The sequence below is a fragment of the Amycolatopsis saalfeldensis genome (genome assembly GCF_900110575.1).
Lineage (GTDB): Bacteria > Actinomycetota > Actinomycetes > Mycobacteriales > Pseudonocardiaceae > Amycolatopsis > Amycolatopsis saalfeldensis.
In genome coordinates, this window is sequence record NZ_FOEF01000001.1 from 77,667 (window position 1) to 93,962 (window position 16,296).

Consider the following 16,296-nt stretch of genomic DNA (forward strand, 5'->3'; position numbering starts at 1 on the left):
GTCAGCCGGCGGGGAAGTAGTGGCCGTTGTCCAGATCGGCGAGCACGCCGGGCTGGGCGGGTTCCCAGCCGAGGGTCCGGCGGGTGACGAGGTTGGCCGCCGGGAGGTCCAGCGTGACCAGGTTCGCGAGGAACCCGAAGTAGCCCGGCAGCATCAGCACGTCCGCGGGAATGCTCACCGCGGGCAGGCCCAGCCGGCGGCCGATGGCCTCGGCGATCTCGCGCACCGGGCGGCCCCCGTCCTCGATCGCGTGCCACGATCGGCCGGCCGGGCTCTTCTCCAGCGCCAGGCGGAACAAGGACGCGACATCGCGGACGTGCACGGCGGGCCACCGGTTCGCGCCGTCTCCGGGATAGCCGGCGACACCCTTCTCCTTCGCGAGCGCGATCAGCAGGGGTAGGAATCCAGCGCGGTCGGTCGTGCCGTGCGCGATGGGCGGAATCCGCACGATCGAAGACCGCACTCCCCGCTCGGCGAGGCCGGCGACGGTGGTCTCCACGACGTTGCGAACCCGCAGGGTGCCCCGGTACGCATCGCCGCCGGGAAGGGCCCGGTCCTCCTCGGTGGCCGGCCGGCCCAGGCCCTCCCACCCGGGCGAGCCGATGCTCCCCGCCGCGACCAGCGGCTTTCCGGTTCCCGCGAGTGCCTCGCCGAGCGCGAGCACGGCCGGAAGCTCCGCGGCGGCCACGGCGTCGATCCCGCCGGAGGGCAGCAGGTCTTGCCGGTGCGCGAGGTGGATGACGCCGTCGGAGTCCGCGGCCGCCTCCTTGAGGCCGTCGAGGTCCTGAAGGTCGCCGCGACGCACCTTCGCGCCCTGCGCGGACAGCGCCGCCGCAGAAGCGTCCGACCGGGCCAGACCGGTGACGTCGTGCCCGGCGGCGATGAGCTCGGGAATGAGGTATGAACCGGAATGGCCGGTCCCGCCAGTGACGAAAACGCGCATGCGACTGTCCTTGGGAGAATGGGCGAAAGGGCTGTTCTTCGGCGAGTGCGCTCAGCCGAGAATGGTGACGCCGAGGAAGAAATCGGTGTGCTTGACGGAATGGGCGACGAGGCCCAGCATCAACAGGGCGGCGTTCTCCAGTGTCCGCGCCATAGGCAGCGACCCGGTGTCCATCGGCCGTAGTCCGAGGCTCTCGATGAATGCCGACACGCTTGCTTTCGCCTGCTCGTCGTCGCCGGCGATGAACACGTCCAGTGGGCGGCCGGCGGCGAGGACCTGGGAGTACAGCGTGTTGAACGCCTTGACGACCTGCGCGCCGGCGGGGGCGGCCTTGGCGATCTCCTGCGCGCCGGAACTGCCCTCGGGGGTGACGAAACCGGTGAGATCGGCGTTGACGGGGTTGGTGATGTCGATGATCACCTTGCCGCGCAGGGCGTCCCCGTACTCGCTGACCACCGCCGCCGCACTGGCGTACGGCACGGCGAGGATCACGATGTCCCCGGCCGGCGCCGTCCCCACGGTGGCGCCGCCCAGCGTGGCGGCCAATTCCTTGGCTTTGGCCGGGTCCCGGCCGATGATCTCGACGGCGTGGCCACTCGCGAGCGCCCGGCCGGCGAGGGCGCCGGCCATGGTGCCGAGGCCGATGATGCTGATCATGGAATTCCTGCTTTCCCGAAGAGGACGCAATTCCCGATTCCGAATTCCCGATGTCGAATTCATTCGGGCCCCATGAACGATGCCACCGGCCCGGATGAGCGTCCAAGACTTCTTTCGGCCGTTGCGATACCCTGAAGGCATCGCCGGACCGGGAGGCACCATGGATCTGGACCTGCGCAAGTTGCGCTACTTCGCCGCCGTCGCCGAAAAGCTGCACTTCGGCCGCGCCGCCGAGGAGCTGCACATCGCGCAGCCGGCGCTCAGCCGGCAGATCCGCGCGCTGGAACAGGATCTCGGCACCCCGCTGCTGACCCGGGACAGCCACGGCGTCGCGCTGACCGACGCGGGCCGGCAACTGCTGGACGACGCCGGTCCGCTGCTGGCCTCCGCCCACGCCGTCCGCCGCCGCGTGACCGTGGCCGCACGCGGCGGCCGGCGGCTGATGGTCGGCTTCCGGGCGGGCATCGCGGTCACCGCGGCGGTACGGCAGTTCGCCACCCGGCACCCGGACGTCGTGGTCGACGTGCAGCGGATCGAAGGGGACGACCAGGCCACGATGCTGCTCGACGGCCGCATCGACGTCGCGTTCGTGCGGCTGCCCATCAACGAGGCCGGTCTGCGCGTCGCCCCGCTGTACGCCGAGCCGCGCGTGGCGGTGCTGCCCGCCGGCCACCGTTTGGCGGGCAAGGACCAGATCACCGAGGCGGACCTGGCCGGCGAGCCACTGGTCTGGAATGGGGACACGCAGCCCACCCTGCGCCCGCACCCCAACGCCGGATACCTGGCGCGCGGAGTGGACGAGACGCTCGAGCACGTCGCGGCCGGCCGGGGCATCTCGTTCCTGGCCCGCTCGGCAACCGTGTTCTACTCGCATCCGGAAGTCACCTACGTGCCCATCCCGGACCTGACACCCGACCAGGTATGCCTCGCGGCGCCGACAGCACGCACCTCACCAACGGTCGACGACTTCTTCACCGCAGCCCAGGCGACAGCCGAGATCACGGCGGAATGCGGGAACTACGAAATGTGGCAGCAGCTCGCCTGACCACCGCGGAACCGCTGCCGTCGGACGTGCTGCGCACGCGGTTCGAGCTGTTCGCGAGCTGCGGCCATGTTGGTGGTGCACAAGTCGAACGTGCTCAAGCTGTCCGGCCACCCGCACGGCCGACCTGGGGCAGCCCGCTGGGCACCTCCGCGTTCCACCCAAGCCGTCGATCACCTGACGTGTGTTGCGATGGTCCGTGCGCACTCCATGGACTCGGCATGCGCGGTGTCCACCTCCAGGTCATAAGTCACGCCATGGTGGACCGCCTCGGCCTGGGAGGCGGCCATCCCGATGGTCCGATCGCCTCGTGCGACCTCACGACCTGCGGCAACCGCGCCATCACACCGGACGCCGACCCACAGCACACGCAGTTCGCCCAGGGCCCTCTGCCATCGCTGCTGTGAGTCCGCTCCACCGAGGAAGACCTCGTCGACGATGACCCGGGCACCCGCACGGGCCATCGCGGCAACCCCCTCGATCCAGGCCGCCTCCAGCGTTCGGAACTCCGGCCCGACGATCACCTCCCCGTCGGGGGCGAACTCGATCCCGCCAGCCGAGGCCGACATGGACGCGGGCATCGCCTCGACCATCGTGTCCGTCCCGAGGGCCAGCCACGGGACCGGCAGAACAGCCTGCAGGCACCGAATGATCCCGGATTTCCCCGAGCTGGAACCACCGTTGAAAACGATCACCTGAGTCTCCACCGCGCCACAGTAAAGGCATCAAGGCAGCGCTGGAAACGGATTCCCGCGAACCATGCGGCCCCGGTCAGAGCACTAGCCGGCCGAGTCCGAGGGTGTGCCGAGCCAGGTTTTCAGCGCCTGTGCCAGCGCGTCGTCGCCCGGTTCTCCCGCCCAGGCGACGTAACCGTCGGGCCGTACGAAAAGGACGGTTGGAGCGCTGTCGTCCAATGGCGCAGCGGTGATCGTCCGCAGGCGGTCGCGATACCCGGCGTCTCCCGAGGGGCCGGACGGGGCCAGCAGGAGTGCCCGGCCGTCGTGCAGGTGTTCGGCGAGCCGGGATCCGTCGGTCAGCTCGTAGTCGGGCGCGCTGGCCCCGATCAGCGGATGATCGCCGGGGATTTCGTAGCGCTGCCCAACACCGGAGATCTTCTTCGCGAAGTACGTTGCCCCGTCGACGGTCCGCGCGAGGTCGACCACCACCTCGCGCAGCGCCCGCGCGTACGGGTCCGGGCGCATCAGCGCGATCTGGGCCCGCGTCCAGTCCAGCACCCAGGCGCCGAGGGGATGCCGCTCGGCGGTGTAGGTGTCGAGCAGTCCGTCCGGGGCCGTCCCGCGGACAGTCGCCGCCAGTTTCCAGCCCAGGTTCATCGCGTCGCCCAGGCTCAGGTTGAGTCCCTGCCCGCCGAACGGCGAGTGCACGTGGGCCGCGTCGCCCGCCAGCAGCACCCGGCCCCGCCGGTAAGTGGTGGCCTGACGGGCATTGTCGGTGAACCGGGTCAGGCTCGTCACCCCGGTGACCGTCACGTCGGCGCCGGTCACCTGGCGGATCGACGCCGCCAGTTCCTCGGCCGTCGCGGGAGTGTCGCGGTCGGCCGGCGCGCCGCCGAACGCGATGGTGGTGATCCGACGGCGCGGCGGGTCGTTGACGTAGACGCCGGTGGCGGTCGTGTGCCAGCCGACTTCCAAGTCCTGTAAGCCTTCCAGGTCGGCGACGGCGTGGTAGGCGGTGATCTCCGGGTCGGTGCCGGGAAAGTCGAATCCGGCGAGTTTGCGCACCGCGCTCCGGCCGCCGTCGCAGCCGACGAGCCACCGGCACCGGATCGGCTCCCGGCCGGTCGCGACCGTCACCCCGTCGGCGTCCTCCTCGAAGCCGGTCAACGCGATCCCGCGGCGTACTTCCACGCCGAGCCCGGCGGCGTGGTCGGCGAGCAGCGCCTCGACCTGCTTCTGGTGGACCAGGTCGACCAGGTCCGGCGGGTGGAGCCCGGACAGCTCGGGGTCGGACTCGTCCAGCATCCCGTCGCCGAGCATGATCGCCGCGAAGTGCCCCGCGAACCTCGGCAGCGCACCCGTGCCGTCCGGGCGCCGGGCGGACATGAACGAGACGGACCACTCGTCCTCCTGCTGGGCCTGCCGCAGGCGAGACAGCAGGCCGCGCCGGTAGAGCGCCTCGACGCTGGGCCGGTTCACGGTCCCCGCCTTGAGAATCGGGGCGATCCCGGTCAGCCGTTCGAGGACGACCACCGAGACCCCGCCGGTCCGCAGCTCGCCGGCCAGCATCAGCCCCGCGGGCCCACCCCCGGCGACCACCACGTCGTAATCGAAGGCGGCTCGTGATCTGGCCATGACATCTCCGTCCTAAACAGACTCTCCCGCACCGGCCGCACGGGCGGTCTCGATCAGCCGCCGGACAATCGGCCCGGCAACCCGCATCGCCGACCGCAGCGACGCCTCGTCTTCCGGCGCGAGCGTGGCCAGCAGCTCGGCCAGACGGTCATGACGATCGCGCAGACGGCTCGCCACCAGCGCGCGACCGGCGTCGCTGATCTCGATCAGCGACGCCCGCCCGTCTTCGGGATCCCTGATCCGGGCCACCAATCCCTGCCGCTCCAGGCGCTGCACCAGCTGGCTCATCGAAGGCTGGCTGACGCCCTCCGCCGCGCCCAGCGCGGTCAGCCGGACCGGCCCCTCCCGTTCGAGCCGGCCCAGGCACATGACCGCGGTGAACGTCAGGCCCCCGTGCTCGGTCAGATGCCGGATCACCAGGCGGAAAACCTCGTCGAACGCCCCCGCGAGGTCGTCCCCCGTGCTGCGCTTCATGACTTATTTATATCACGAGCCTATGTAATTTCGCCATCCTGTCGGACAGCAGCCCGGCGACTTTGGTCGCGACGGCCGAGCCGGCATCCCGAGGAAGAAGTCCCTGACCGCGCCCCCCAGTGCACGTCGGCGAGCGACTGGACGTTGCGCTGCCTCGGCTTTTCCCGGCAACGCCGCAGCCTCATTACCTCCCGGGTAATTTACATACAGACTGTATGTATGTACTTTGACAGCCATGACACGAGGCGAAGAACTGGGACAGGAGCGCATCGTCCGGCTGCCGCAGGGCGAACTGCGCTACTTCGAACGCGGCGAGGGCCGGCCGGTGGTGTTCCTGCACGGGGTGCTGACCAACGCGCTGTTGTGGCGGAAGGTCGTGCCCACCGTCGCGGCGGCCGGGTTCCGCTGCCTGGCGCCGGATCTGCCGCTGGGCGCGCACGCCGCGCCGATGCGGGCGGACGCGGACCTGAGCGTGCCGGGTGTCGCGACGCTGATCGGCGACTTTCTCGAAGCGCTGGACCTGCGGGACGTCATGCTGGTCGCGAACGACACCGGTGGCGCGCTGACGCAGGTGCTGCTCGCGCGGTACCCCGAGCGCGTCGGCCGGGTCGTGCTGACGCCGTCGGACAGCTTCGAGTACTTCTTCCCGCCGATCTTCCGGATCCTGCCGGCGATCGCGCGGGTCCCGGGGTCGATGGCGGTGCTCGGGCAGCTGCTGCGGATCCGGGCGCTGTACGGGCTGCCCCTGCTGTTCGGCTGGGTGACCAAGCACCCCCTGGCGCCCGAGATCGCCGACGACTACCTCACCCGGCTGCACAAGTCCGCCGGTCTGCGCCGGGACCTGCGCAAGCTGCTGCGCACCGTCCATTCGCGACACACGCTGGCCGCGGCGGAGAAGCTGCGGCACTTCGAGCGGCCGGTGCTGCTGGTGTGGGCGAGCGAGGACAAGCTGTTCCCGATCCGTCTCGCGCACCGGCTGGCCGAGCTGCTGCCGGACGCCGAACTGGTCGAGGTGGCCGACTCCTACACGTTCGTCTCCGAGGACCAGCCGGCGGAGCTGGCCCGTCACGTCGTCGAGTTCGCGGGCGCCATGGCAGATTAAGCGGGTGCGACGTACCCAGCAGGACCGCTCCGCCGGCACCAGGACCGCCCTGACCACGGCCGCGCGCGAGCTGTTCACCACCCGCGGCTACCAGGCCGTGCCCGCCGAGGAGATCACCCGCACCGCGGGCGTCACCCGGGGCGCGCTCTACCACCACTTCGGTGACAAGCAGGGCCTGTTCCGCGCGGTCGTCGAAGAGGTGGAGCGCGAGATCACCGCCGAAGTCGAGTCCGCGCTGGAGCAGGCGCCGGACACGCTCACCGGCATGGCGTCCGCGCTCAGCGTGTTCCTCGACATCTGCCTGCGCGAAGACGTCCGGCGCATTTCGCTGACCGACGCACCCGCCGTGCTGGGCTGGGAAGCCTGGCGGGAGCTGGAGGCCGAGTACGGCCTGAAGCTGCTGGTCGACGCACTGGCCGGCGCCCACTCCGAAGGCCTGCTCGTCGACTTGCCGCTGCGGACACTGGCGCAGCTGGTGCTCAGCGCGGTGATGGAGGCCGCGCGCATGATCGCCGCGGCCGACGACCCGGCCCGCGTCCGCGCCGAGGCCGAGCAGGTGTTCGCCGGCTGGCTCGGGAGCCTGCTGCGTCCCGCGGGCTGAACTGCCGATCGCCCTGTGGCACGGTGGGGTGGTGGACGAGGTGATGACCGCCGTGGTCCTGGCGCGGCACGGAGGTATCGAGGCGCTCGAACTCCACCGGGACTGGCCGGTGCCCCGGCCCGGGCCCGGCCAGGTGCTCGTGCGCGTGACCGCCGCGGCGCTGAACAACACCGATGTGTGGACGCGCGAGGGCGCGTACGGCACGGCCGCGGACCCGCACGCGCTCAGCGGGTGGCGCGGCCCCATCGCCTTCCCGCGGATCCAGGGCGGCGACATCGCCGGCGTGGCCGTCGAGAGCGGCCGCCGCGTGCTCGTCGACCCGGCGATCTACCAGGACGGCAGCCGGGACGCGCCGCCGATCGGCCTGCTGGGCAGCGAGGCGGACGGTGGTTTCGCCGAGTACGTCGTGGCACCCGCGGACCAGGTCCACGACGTCACCGCTTCGCCGCTGAGCGACGAGGAACTGGCTTGTCTGCCCGTCGCTTACGGGACGGCGATGGGCATGCTGGAACGAGCCGGTCTCAAAGCCGGCGAGACCGTGCTGGTCACTGGCGCTTCCGGCGGTGTCGGAGCGGCGCTGGTGCAGCTCGCCGCCGCCCGCGGGGCTCGGGCGTACGCCGTGACGAGCGCTGCGAAGGCTTCAGCAGTCATGGAACTGGGTGCTTCGGGCGTGATCCTGCGTGATGCCGGTGCCGCTGTCGCCGCGCAAGCCCGTGAGCTGGGCCCCTTGGACGCGGTCGCGGACGTCGCCGGCGGCCCTCTGCTGGCCGACCTCCTCCCCTTGCTCCGCGACGACGGCCGCTGGGTGATCGCCGGTGCCGTCGCGGGCGCGCTGGTGCAGCTGGACCTGCGCCGGCTGTACCTGCACAACATCCGGCTGATCGGCTCGTCGATGCACACCCGCCCGCACTTCGCCGAACTCGTCCGCGCCGCGCTGGCCGGCACGGTCCGTCCGCCGGTCGCGGCCACTCACCCGTTGACGTCACTTTCCGAGGCACAGCAACAGTTCCTGCGCCACAACCACGTGGGCAAGATCGTCGTCCGGCCCTGAGCACTCACTTCGGGCGGGGCCGGAGCAGGTCCTCGACCAGGGTGCTCACCAGCCCGCGGGGCACGCTCGCCCCGGTCAGCGCGCAGTAGACGATCGGCCCGACGAGTGCGTCGAGGGTGGCGTCGGGGCCGAGGCGGGGCGAGATCTCGCCGGCGTCGATCGCGCGCGCGAGCATCTCGCGTTCCTGCTCACGGCGTGGGCCGAGGTAACGCTGGTGAAAGCTCTGAGCCGTCGCGGGATCATGCTGCGCCTCGGCCATGAGCGCGAGCAGGACCTTGCCGGCCGGGTCGCGGGTGAGGAACCGCGCGAAGCCGCGCAGGTAGGCCTGGATGCTTTCCGCGGTGGGCTGCTCCGTCGGGACGGCGGAACGCTTGTCGCTGTCCTCGATGAGCGTGTCGAGGAGGACTTCGACCTTCGACGGCCACCACCGGTAGATCGTCTGCTTCCCGACCCCGGCCCGGCGCGCGATCGCCTCCACGGTCAACGCGCCGAACCCGTGCTCGACCAGGAGATCGTCGGCGGCGTGCAGCACGGCCAGGCGCGCGGCCTCGTCACGCCGGTTGCCGGACCGCGTCCGGCGGGGCTGGGAACTGGCAGTGGGCATGCGGGGAACACTACCAGCATTGTCGAGACGCAACGTCTCGTCTATGCTGAGTTTTCCACCCCAGCCAAGGAGTCACCGTGTCCGACACATCCCATGCCCTCGTCATCGGAGCCTCGCGCGGCCTGGGACTCGCCCTCGCCAACGAGCTCACCCGCCGCGGCTGGCAAGTCACCGCCACGACGCGCAACAGCGGCGGCGACCTGCGCCCCTCCGCGAGCCTGCAGGTCGAATCCCTGGAGATGACCAGCCCCGAGCAGTTGTCCGCCCTGCGCGAGCGCCTGTCCGGCCACCGTTTCGACCTGCTTTTCGTCAACGCCGCGATCAACCGGGGCAACCTGCCCATCGGCGAGGTCCCGGCCGACATGTTCACCGAAGTGATGATCACCAACGCCCTCAGCCCGCTGCGCACCCTGGAAACCCTGCGCGACCTGGTCGTACCCGGCGGAACCGTCGCGATCATGTCATCGGACCAGGGCAGCATCTCACGCAACACCGAGCCCGGCTACGAGCTGTACAAGGCCAGCAAGGCCGCCCTCAACCAACTGATGCGCAGCTACACCACCCGCCACGCCAACGACGGCCACACCAAGCTGCTCATCGACCCCGGCCACAACAAAACCGCCCTGGGTGGCCCGGACGCGCCCCTCACGGCCGAGGAAAGCCTCCCCGCGGTCGTCGATGTCTTGGAGAAGCAGGCGGGCGCGCCTGGGCTTCAATTCCTGGACCTTTATGGCGAGGTTGTGCCTTGGTGAACCGGGTCAGAGGCTGCTTCGGTCGCGTCCGGATGGAACCGCTTGGGTGTCTCGCCTTTTGTCCATTTGGGCGCGAAGATGATTGTTCGGGAAGTACGGTATCGGTGTGACTGCTGTTGAGACCGTGGCGAAGGCATTGCTCCGTGATCGGATCTCTGCTGAGGGGTTGGTGTGTCACTCGCAGCTGCCGATGGTCGCCGTGGTGGACTCCGAGCGCCCTGCGGTCCACATCTGGCACTGCGGAGGCGGGACCCTGCGGGAACTCGGGGTCGTCGGGCCTGAATCACGGGCCGGTGGGAAGGCGCTTTTTCACGAGCGGATGGACCGGACGCCCGCTCTCGCATGGCATCCAGAGCAGCCGTTCCTCTTGATCGCGGGTGAGACCGGGGTGGTGCGCTGGAGTGCTGATGGCCTTGCCGACGACGACGCGCTGCCCTCAACGGCTTGCTACCGCAGTATCGCGTTCAGCCCGGACGGGCAGACAGTGTGGGCGCACCCGTCATCACGTGGCGGGGACGATGGGTGGCGTTCCTCTGATGTCGTGGACCTGGCCACCGGAAGCGTCAGCGCCGGATGGCAGTGGGACACCGGAGTGGCGGCGCATCCGGCCGGCGGGCTGGTGGTCACGCTGCAGAGCGATCAAGGTGCGACGCTCGGGCTGTTCGCCCGCATCGACCGGGAGATCACGCCCACTCCGATGCGCCTGTTGCGTCGGGCCCTGATCCTGGAGGGGGACGGCTACCAGGCGCCGGTCTTCAGCGTTGACGGACGTCACCTGGCGATCCGCGGTAACGCCTACGAAAACTTGCTCGAGGTGTTCGAATTTCCGACGCTTCGGCGCGTTCTCAGAACGACGCTCGGTGATCCCAACCCGGGATATCCCTACTCATCCGAGTGGCTCGAACAATATCGCGCCTGGTCGCGTCAAAATGCGGCATTCGGAGCCGAACCGGGTGTGCTGTGGCTTGGCACCCCGTCCGGGACCGTCCTGGAAATCGGCGTGGACGATCAGCGGGTCGTGGAGCATGACGTGCTGGGAGACTCCCCGGTGACCGGGCTGTGCGCGCTCAGCAGTGGTGACCTCGTCGTCGCCGGCGGGGCTGGGGAGCTGGCCCTCGTCTCAGTGCGCACTGACGCTGCGAGCGCGACGCCGGACCGTGGTGCGATGCGAGACGCCGTCACAGCTTTTGTGGACGCCGTGTCCGAGGTTCCCGACGATGACGCTCTGTGGGACCAGCTCGTCATGACCGACGGAACCCGCGAGTGGGCACCAAACGACCTGGCAACCCCGTTCACCGCGACCACGACCAGCCCGGCCTGGCGGCAACTCCAAGCCGTCCTCAACACCCGCCGCCACGATGCGTAGCCGGGGCGCGATCACGCCAGTTCAGAGGCGGATGGATTTCTTGTTCATGAACTCCTCGATCCCCAACGCCCCCAGCTCGCGTCCCATGCCCGACCGCTTGATGCCGCCGAAGGGCAGGTCCGCCTCTGAGCCGCCGGATTTGTTGAAGTAGACCATTCCCGCTTCGATTCGGTCGGCTACGCGGCGGAGGCGGGCCGGGTCGGTGCCGAAGACGCTGGCGCCGAGGCCGAAGGGGGAGTCGTTGGCGATGGCGATGGCCTCTTCCTCCGTGGTGGCACGGAAAACCAGCACGACGGGGCCGAAGATCTCCTCGCGGTAGGCGTTCATCTCCGGGGTGACGTCGGTGAGGACGGTGGCCTCCAGGTACGCGCCCGGGCCGTCGACGCGGTGGCCGCCGGCGCGGAGGGTGGCGCCCTGGCGGATGGCGGTCTCGATCTGGGCGGCGACCTCGTCCGCGGCGGCCACGGACGCGAGCGGCGGCAGCTTCGTCGCCGGGTCGGCCGGGTCGCCGGGCTGGTAGAAGTCCGCGACGCGCTTGGCCAGCCGGTCCACGAACTCGTCGTACAGCTCCGACAGCACGATCATCCGCTTCGGCGCGTTGCACGACTGGCCGCAGTTGCGCATCCGCGCGGTGGCAACGGTGTTCACGGTCGTCTCGAGGTCTTCGGTGTCCAGCACGATCAGCGGATCGGACCCGCCCAGCTCCAGCACGCAGCGCTTGAGGTTCCGCCCCGCCTCCGCCGCGACGGAGATGCCCGCCTGCTCGCTGCCGGTCAGCGAAACGCCTTGGATACGCGGGTCCTCGAGCATCCACGGCACCTGGCGGCTGGACGCGAAGACGTTCACGTACGCGTCTTCCGGCACGCCCGCGTCGTGCAGGATCCGCTCGATCGCCGCGGCCGAGCGCGGGCAGATCGACGCGTGCTTGAGCAGGATCGTGTTGCCCAGCACCAGGTTCGGGGCCACGAACCGCGCCACCTGGTAACACGGGAAGTTCCACGGCATCACGCCGAGCAGCGCGCCGATCGGCTCCTTGCGGATCACCGCGGCGCCGTTGCGGAGCACCAGCGGCTCGTCGGCCACCAGCTCCGGGCCGTGCTCGGCGTAGTAGCGGAAGATGTCCACCACGATGCCGACCTCGCCGCGGCCCTCGTTGATCCGCTTGCCCATCTCCAGCGTCATGATCTCGGCGAGTTCGTCGGACCGTTCCGCGAACAGCTCCGCCGCGCGCGCCACGATCGCCGCGCGTTCGGTGACCGGCCGGAGCCGCCACGAGCCGTAACCCCGGTGGACGCGCTCGATCGCCGCGCGGACCTCCTCGTCGGTCGCGTTCCCGATTTCCTCGATCCGTTCACCCGTCGCCGGGTTGGTGACTGTGTACATGGCGGCGTGGGTCCTCCGTGGCTTCAAGAGCACGTGCGACTGGACCCACACAGTCTACTGCATACAATATGGGATCGCCAACGACTACTGTCGGCGTCCATTCAGGCGACGTCTTGACCGAAAAGCCCGAATCTGCCGTATGGTCTAGACCACACTTTCCCTCCCCCTCCGCCCGCGCTTCACTCGCCGCGGCCGGTCGATCGCGCCTGCCGCGACCGGCCGTCACGGGAGCGGGCCCGCCTGTATGAAGGAGCCCGGCATGAAAACCCACCGCAAGCTCGTCGCCGCACTGGCCGGCGCGGCGATCGCCCCGGTGATCGTCCTGGTCGGCCCGGTCGGCACCGCGAGCGCGCACGGTTACGTCAACGCGCCCGCCAGCCGGCAGGCCCAATGCGCGCAGAACGTCGTTTCCTGCGGCGAAATCAAGTACGAGCCGCAGAGCGTCGAAGGCCCGAAAGGCCTGAGAAGCTGCAACGGCGGCGTCGCCCGCTTCGCCGAGCTGAACGACAACAACAAGGGCTGGCACGCCGCCCCGGTGGGCCGCACGGTGACGTTCAACTGGACGTTCACCGCCCGGCACAAGACCACCGACTACGTGTACTACATCGGCAACACCCAGATCGCCAGCTTCAGCGGCAACAACCAGCAGCCGCCCGCCGCCGTCTCGCACTCGGTGAACCTGGGCAACCACACCGGGCGGCAGACCGTGCTGGCCGTCTGGAACATCGCCGACACCGCCAACGCGTTCTACTCCTGCATCGACCTGCAGGTGAGCTGACCGGCGGCCGGTGCGCGGACCGGGAGTCCGCGCACCGGCTCACGTCCGGATGAAGGTGTTCTGCTTGCGTCCCACCAAGAACCACAGCAGCGGCCCGAGGAACGGGGCGCAGAAGGCGAACACCACCCAGACCAGCTTCATGCCCCCCGTGAGGCCGCTGCCGAGGATGCCGACCAGTGCGGTGATGAAGAAAATCACCGGCAGCAGGATCACGGCCACGAGTGCGATGCCGCCCGCGAGGTGCGCGATGTCGGGGGAGGAAGCCAAAGCGAGCGGCATGGTCGTCATTCTGTCTCCTGGGTGTCGGGTCCACATCGGACAACGGGTGTCGCGATGAGCCCAGTGTGGCTGACCGTGGCCCGGCGCGGATCGGCTCGATGGCTCGTACCGGCTAAGCCGAAAGTCGTAGGCCCGCCACGGTGAACGAGTACTGGAACGAAGCCAGGTAACGGCCGCGCGCGGCGGGCGGCGAAAGTGCCGTGGCGAATGCCATCGAGACCGGCGTGTGGGGCCGCTCGGCGGTGGTCAGCGCCGTTCCGGCCAGCAGCACCGGGATCACCCAGGCCGGGCGGCCGGTCCGAGCGCCAGCGTCATGAGCCCGGCGAGGGAAAGGAACGGCCGGTCCCGCCGCATCGTGCGGTAGCCGACGTCCACGTCGGGATCGGGAGACCTTCGGGGCGCGCGCACCCCGAACGCGATCGCGGCGCCCGCCAGCAGGAGGCACGCGGCCGAGCCGTACGCGACGGCGCGGTGGCCGTCGCTCGTCACCGCCACCGCGGTGACGAGCCCGCCGACAGCCAGAAGAACCGCACGCCGACCGCGCCCAGTCCGGCCGGCAGGAGTCCGATGCCCTGCGCCGGCTGTGCGCCGACTACCAGCGGCAGCGCGAGCACACTGGCCAGGCCGATCAACGACAGTTGGCACGTCGGTGAGCCGGGCGAAGAAGAGCAGCGAAAGCGGCAGGAACATCCTCGCGTCCGCCGGAGGGCGGGAGCTTACCGGCGGGCCGAGGGCGAGTCGACCGGATTCCTGAAGTCCACTTAGGACTTCAGGGGCGGGGCGCGGTGAACATCTCCAGCAGGCGCTGCGGGGCGCTCTCCTCGAAGCACATGATCAGGCCGTCCGCCGACTCCTGGGCGGATTCCTCGCTGCGGGGGAACAGCGCCCGCTCGTATTCCTGGAGCGCGGCCTCGACGTCGCCGGGGTGCGCGGCCAGCGCCAGGCCCAGCTCGGCGCCGTCCAGCATCGCCAGGTTCGCGCCCTCTCCGGCGAACGGCGACATCACGTGCGCCGCGTCGCCGAGGAGCGTGACGCCGGGGACGCGCGCCCAGCGGTGGCCGACCGGCAGCGCGTGGATGGGCCGCGGGACCAGCTCGCTGTCCGCGTTCTCGACGAGCGCGCGCAGGCTCTCGTCCCAGTCCTCGAAATGGCTCAGCACCGCCTTTTTCGCGGCTTCCCGATCGGTGAAGTCGATGTCGGAGCCCCAGCCCTCGGCCGTCACGATGGCGACGTAGACGTGCAGGCTGCCGTCCGTCTCGCGGTGCGCGAGGAAGCCCCGGCCCCCGGCCAGCGCGAAGAACATGCCCCCGCCGATGACGGCCGCCTCGGCGGGATGCCGGGCGTCGGCGTCCAGCAGGTCCAGCTCCACGAACGACACGCCGGTGTAGGCCGGTTTGGCCGACGAAAGCAGCGGTCGGACGCGGGACCACACGCCGTCCGCGCCGACCAGCACGTCGGTGGTGAAGACGGTGCCGTCGGCCAGCGTCACCTCGTGCCTGCCGTCGCCGAGCGGCCGCGCGCCGGTGACCTTCGCGCCCCAGCGGACGGTGCCCTCGGGCAGGCTGCCGAGCAGCAGGTCGCGCAGCTGCCCGCGGTCGACCTCGGGCCGGCCGCCGTCGCCATCATCCTCTTCGGACAGACGGACGACACCGTGCCGGTCGAGGACCCGCACGGCCTCGCCGCCGGGATGGACGAGCGCGCGGAATTCGTCGTACAGCCCGGCGGTGCGCAGCGCGGTCTGGCCGGACTCTTCGTGGATGTCGAGCATGCCGCCCTGCGCGCGGGCGGACGGGGAGGCGTCGAGGTCGTAGACGGCGGCTTCGATGCCGTTCGCGTGCAGGACGCGGGCGAGGGTCAGGCCGCCGAGCCCGGCGCCGACGATGGTGATGGTCATGGCTTCTCCCTGAGGTGTGCGGATGTGGCGGCCATACCGGACAGCGAGGCTCGCCACGACCATGCCACGCGCTCCCCCGGATCGCCCGAGATGAGGTCCGCGACGGCGCCCGCCCTGGTCAGGGTCGGTTTGGCCGGGTGTGCCCGACCGCTGCGCAACGCGGTCATGACGACAGGTTAACAAACATGTTCGTTAGGAACAAGTTCGTCGCGAACATGACCGGAGCGCGACAGCCGATCCGGCCACCGCGCCCACCTGATCCGATTACGGAAGGTCAGATCGAAAGGCCTCGGTTCACCTGTTCGTGGACTGATCCTCGATCGACTTCTACCGCTAGTGTTGCCCCAACCCGCTCAGCCTCGTGACATTCCCCCGACCAGGCGGCGGGCCAGGCCCCCTGGTAGTAACCCCTTCCGCGCCCAGGGGGCCGCCTCAACCGCCGCCACGCCCCGGGCCCGAAACCCCGAGGCGTGGCACCGGATCAGGACTTCAGCAGGGTCAGGATCTCCGCCGTGGTCCCCGTTTCGCCGAGGCGCGGGAAGATCCGCTCGACGCTGTTGCGGTGCACGTCCGCGTCCATGTCGGCCATCGCGTCGGTGACGAGGGTGACGTGGTAGCCGTGGTCGTGCGCCGCGCGGGCCGTGGACTCGACACCCATGCTGGTGGCGATGCCGCCCAGCACGATCTGCGTGATGCCGCGGCGGCGCAGCTGCACGTCGAGGTCCGTGCCGTGGAAGGCGCCGACATTGCGCTTGGTCACCACGAGGTCCTCGGGATGCCCGGACAGCTCGTCGACGATCCGGTCCCAGCCTTCGGGGCGCGTGCCGCCGCGCGGCGGGGCTTCGGTGCGGCCGGACGGCCAGTCCGAGCCGTCGGCGGCCATCGTCACACGCACGTGGACAACAGCCTGCCCGGCGGCGCGGAAGGCGTCCGCCAGCTCGACGGCCCGCGCGACGACCTCCGGCCCGCCGTGGGGCTGGGTCGGCGCCGCGGCGATGCCGTTCTGCAGGTCGATGAGCACCAGCGCGGCGCGCTCGTCGATGGTGGAGACGGGCATG

General features: G+C 70.3%; 20 protein-coding genes. 7 read left to right on the forward strand and 13 right to left on the reverse strand.

Annotation, left to right across the window (positions count from 1 at the left end; all coding sequences use genetic code 11):
* Nucleotide 1: 1 nt before the first annotated feature.
* Both BMY97_RS00375 and BMY97_RS00380 read right to left on the reverse strand, forming a co-directional pair.
* Entirely contained in the window at nt 2-943 is a 942-nt protein-coding gene (locus BMY97_RS00375; protein WP_091610810.1) for an SDR family oxidoreductase, read from the reverse strand.
* A 51-nt stretch (nt 944-994) separates the two neighbouring features.
* Nucleotides 995-1,600: an NADPH-dependent F420 reductase gene (locus BMY97_RS00380; RefSeq protein ID WP_245787064.1), complete on the reverse strand. Its 606-nt coding sequence runs from the start codon at nt 1,598-1,600 to the stop codon at nt 995-997.
* A gap of 160 nt (nt 1,601-1,760) precedes the next feature.
* On the opposite strand from BMY97_RS00380, the gene BMY97_RS00385 reads away from it, so the two are divergent.
* On the forward strand, nt 1,761-2,645 hold the full coding sequence (locus BMY97_RS00385) for a LysR family transcriptional regulator (RefSeq protein WP_091610816.1): 885 nt from the start codon (nt 1,761-1,763) through the stop codon (nt 2,643-2,645).
* 170 nt (nt 2,646-2,815) lie between these two features.
* Here BMY97_RS00385 and cpt read toward each other — a convergent pair whose 3' ends face one another.
* The 3 genes from cpt to BMY97_RS00400 form a co-directional block, all read right to left on the reverse strand.
* Nucleotides 2,816-3,349, reverse strand: coding sequence for a chloramphenicol phosphotransferase CPT (cpt, locus tag BMY97_RS00390; protein ID WP_091610818.1), 534 nt, complete (start codon nt 3,347-3,349; stop codon nt 2,816-2,818).
* 72 nt (nt 3,350-3,421) lie between these two features.
* On the reverse strand, nt 3,422-4,954 hold the full coding sequence (locus BMY97_RS00395; RefSeq protein ID WP_091610820.1) for an FAD-dependent monooxygenase: 1,533 nt from the start codon (nt 4,952-4,954) through the stop codon (nt 3,422-3,424).
* A 12-nt stretch (nt 4,955-4,966) separates the two neighbouring features.
* Nucleotides 4,967-5,428, reverse strand: coding sequence for a MarR family winged helix-turn-helix transcriptional regulator (locus BMY97_RS00400; RefSeq protein WP_091610822.1), 462 nt, complete (start codon nt 5,426-5,428; stop codon nt 4,967-4,969).
* A gap of 235 nt (nt 5,429-5,663) precedes the next feature.
* On the opposite strand from BMY97_RS00400, the gene BMY97_RS00405 reads away from it, so the two are divergent.
* The 3 genes from BMY97_RS00405 to BMY97_RS00415 are packed head-to-tail and all read left to right on the forward strand — an operon-like array spanning nt 5,664 to nt 8,182.
* Entirely contained in the window at nt 5,664-6,530 is an 867-nt protein-coding gene (locus BMY97_RS00405; protein WP_091610825.1) for an alpha/beta fold hydrolase, read from the forward strand.
* Between the two features lie 4 nt (nt 6,531-6,534).
* The gene (locus tag BMY97_RS00410) at nt 6,535-7,131 is read left to right on the forward strand and encodes a TetR/AcrR family transcriptional regulator (RefSeq protein ID WP_091610828.1); all 597 of its coding nucleotides are present in this window, start codon (nt 6,535-6,537) and stop codon (nt 7,129-7,131) included.
* Nucleotides 7,132-7,162: 31 nt separating this feature from the next.
* A complete protein-coding gene (locus BMY97_RS00415) occupies nt 7,163-8,182 on the forward strand; it encodes a zinc-binding dehydrogenase (protein WP_342743984.1) in 1,020 nt (339 codons plus the stop codon).
* A gap of 4 nt (nt 8,183-8,186) precedes the next feature.
* Here BMY97_RS00415 and BMY97_RS00420 read toward each other — a convergent pair whose 3' ends face one another.
* Nucleotides 8,187-8,786: a TetR/AcrR family transcriptional regulator gene (locus tag BMY97_RS00420; protein ID WP_091610830.1), complete on the reverse strand. Its 600-nt coding sequence runs from the start codon at nt 8,784-8,786 to the stop codon at nt 8,187-8,189.
* 77 nt (nt 8,787-8,863) lie between these two features.
* Between BMY97_RS00420 and BMY97_RS00425 the strand changes: the two genes are divergently transcribed.
* Nucleotides 8,864-9,538 (forward strand): SDR family NAD(P)-dependent oxidoreductase, encoded by a 675-nt coding sequence (locus tag BMY97_RS00425; protein WP_091610833.1) that lies wholly within the window; start codon nt 8,864-8,866, stop codon nt 9,536-9,538.
* A 106-nt stretch (nt 9,539-9,644) separates the two neighbouring features.
* Complete coding sequence (locus tag BMY97_RS00430; RefSeq protein ID WP_218156644.1) at nt 9,645-10,904, forward strand: WD40 repeat domain-containing protein; 1,260 nt, start codon at nt 9,645-9,647, stop codon at nt 10,902-10,904.
* Nucleotides 10,905-10,925: 21 nt separating this feature from the next.
* Here BMY97_RS00430 and BMY97_RS00435 read toward each other — a convergent pair whose 3' ends face one another.
* Nucleotides 10,926-12,287 (reverse strand): NAD-dependent succinate-semialdehyde dehydrogenase, encoded by a 1,362-nt coding sequence (locus tag BMY97_RS00435; protein ID WP_091610836.1) that lies wholly within the window; start codon nt 12,285-12,287, stop codon nt 10,926-10,928.
* A gap of 259 nt (nt 12,288-12,546) precedes the next feature.
* Here BMY97_RS00435 and BMY97_RS00440 point away from each other — a divergent pair, with 259 nt between their 5' ends.
* Complete coding sequence (locus BMY97_RS00440; protein ID WP_091610839.1) at nt 12,547-13,065, forward strand: lytic polysaccharide monooxygenase auxiliary activity family 9 protein; 519 nt, start codon at nt 12,547-12,549, stop codon at nt 13,063-13,065.
* 39 nt (nt 13,066-13,104) lie between these two features.
* On the opposite strand, the gene BMY97_RS00445 is transcribed toward BMY97_RS00440, so the two are convergent.
* The 6 genes from BMY97_RS00445 to BMY97_RS00460 all read right to left on the reverse strand — a co-directional run bounded on the left by BMY97_RS00445 (nt 13,105) and on the right by BMY97_RS00460 (nt 16,295).
* Nucleotides 13,105-13,353 carry a PLDc N-terminal domain-containing protein gene (locus tag BMY97_RS00445; protein ID WP_245787065.1) on the reverse strand — a complete coding sequence of 83 codons (249 nt, stop codon included), beginning with the start codon at nt 13,351-13,353 and terminating at the stop codon, nt 13,105-13,107.
* A 103-nt stretch (nt 13,354-13,456) separates the two neighbouring features.
* Nucleotides 13,457-13,615 (reverse strand): hypothetical protein, encoded by a 159-nt coding sequence (locus tag BMY97_RS46770; RefSeq protein WP_177231114.1) that lies wholly within the window; start codon nt 13,613-13,615, stop codon nt 13,457-13,459.
* Nucleotides 13,616-13,620: 5 nt separating this feature from the next.
* A complete protein-coding gene (locus BMY97_RS00450) occupies nt 13,621-13,833 on the reverse strand; it encodes a hypothetical protein (protein WP_143086089.1) in 213 nt (70 codons plus the stop codon).
* Entirely contained in the window at nt 13,830-13,976 is a 147-nt protein-coding gene (locus BMY97_RS46775) for a hypothetical protein (RefSeq protein ID WP_177231115.1), read from the reverse strand. The genes BMY97_RS00450 and BMY97_RS46775 overlap by 4 nt, the downstream gene beginning before the upstream one ends.
* A 137-nt stretch (nt 13,977-14,113) precedes the next feature.
* Nucleotides 14,114-15,238, reverse strand: a complete 1,125-nt coding sequence (locus BMY97_RS00455) for an FAD-dependent oxidoreductase (RefSeq protein ID WP_091610845.1) — start codon at nt 15,236-15,238, stop codon at nt 14,114-14,116.
* 481 nt (nt 15,239-15,719) lie between these two features.
* Complete coding sequence (locus BMY97_RS00460; protein ID WP_091610850.1) at nt 15,720-16,295, reverse strand: isochorismatase family protein; 576 nt, start codon at nt 16,293-16,295, stop codon at nt 15,720-15,722.
* Between the last annotated feature and the right edge of the window lies 1 nt (nt 16,296).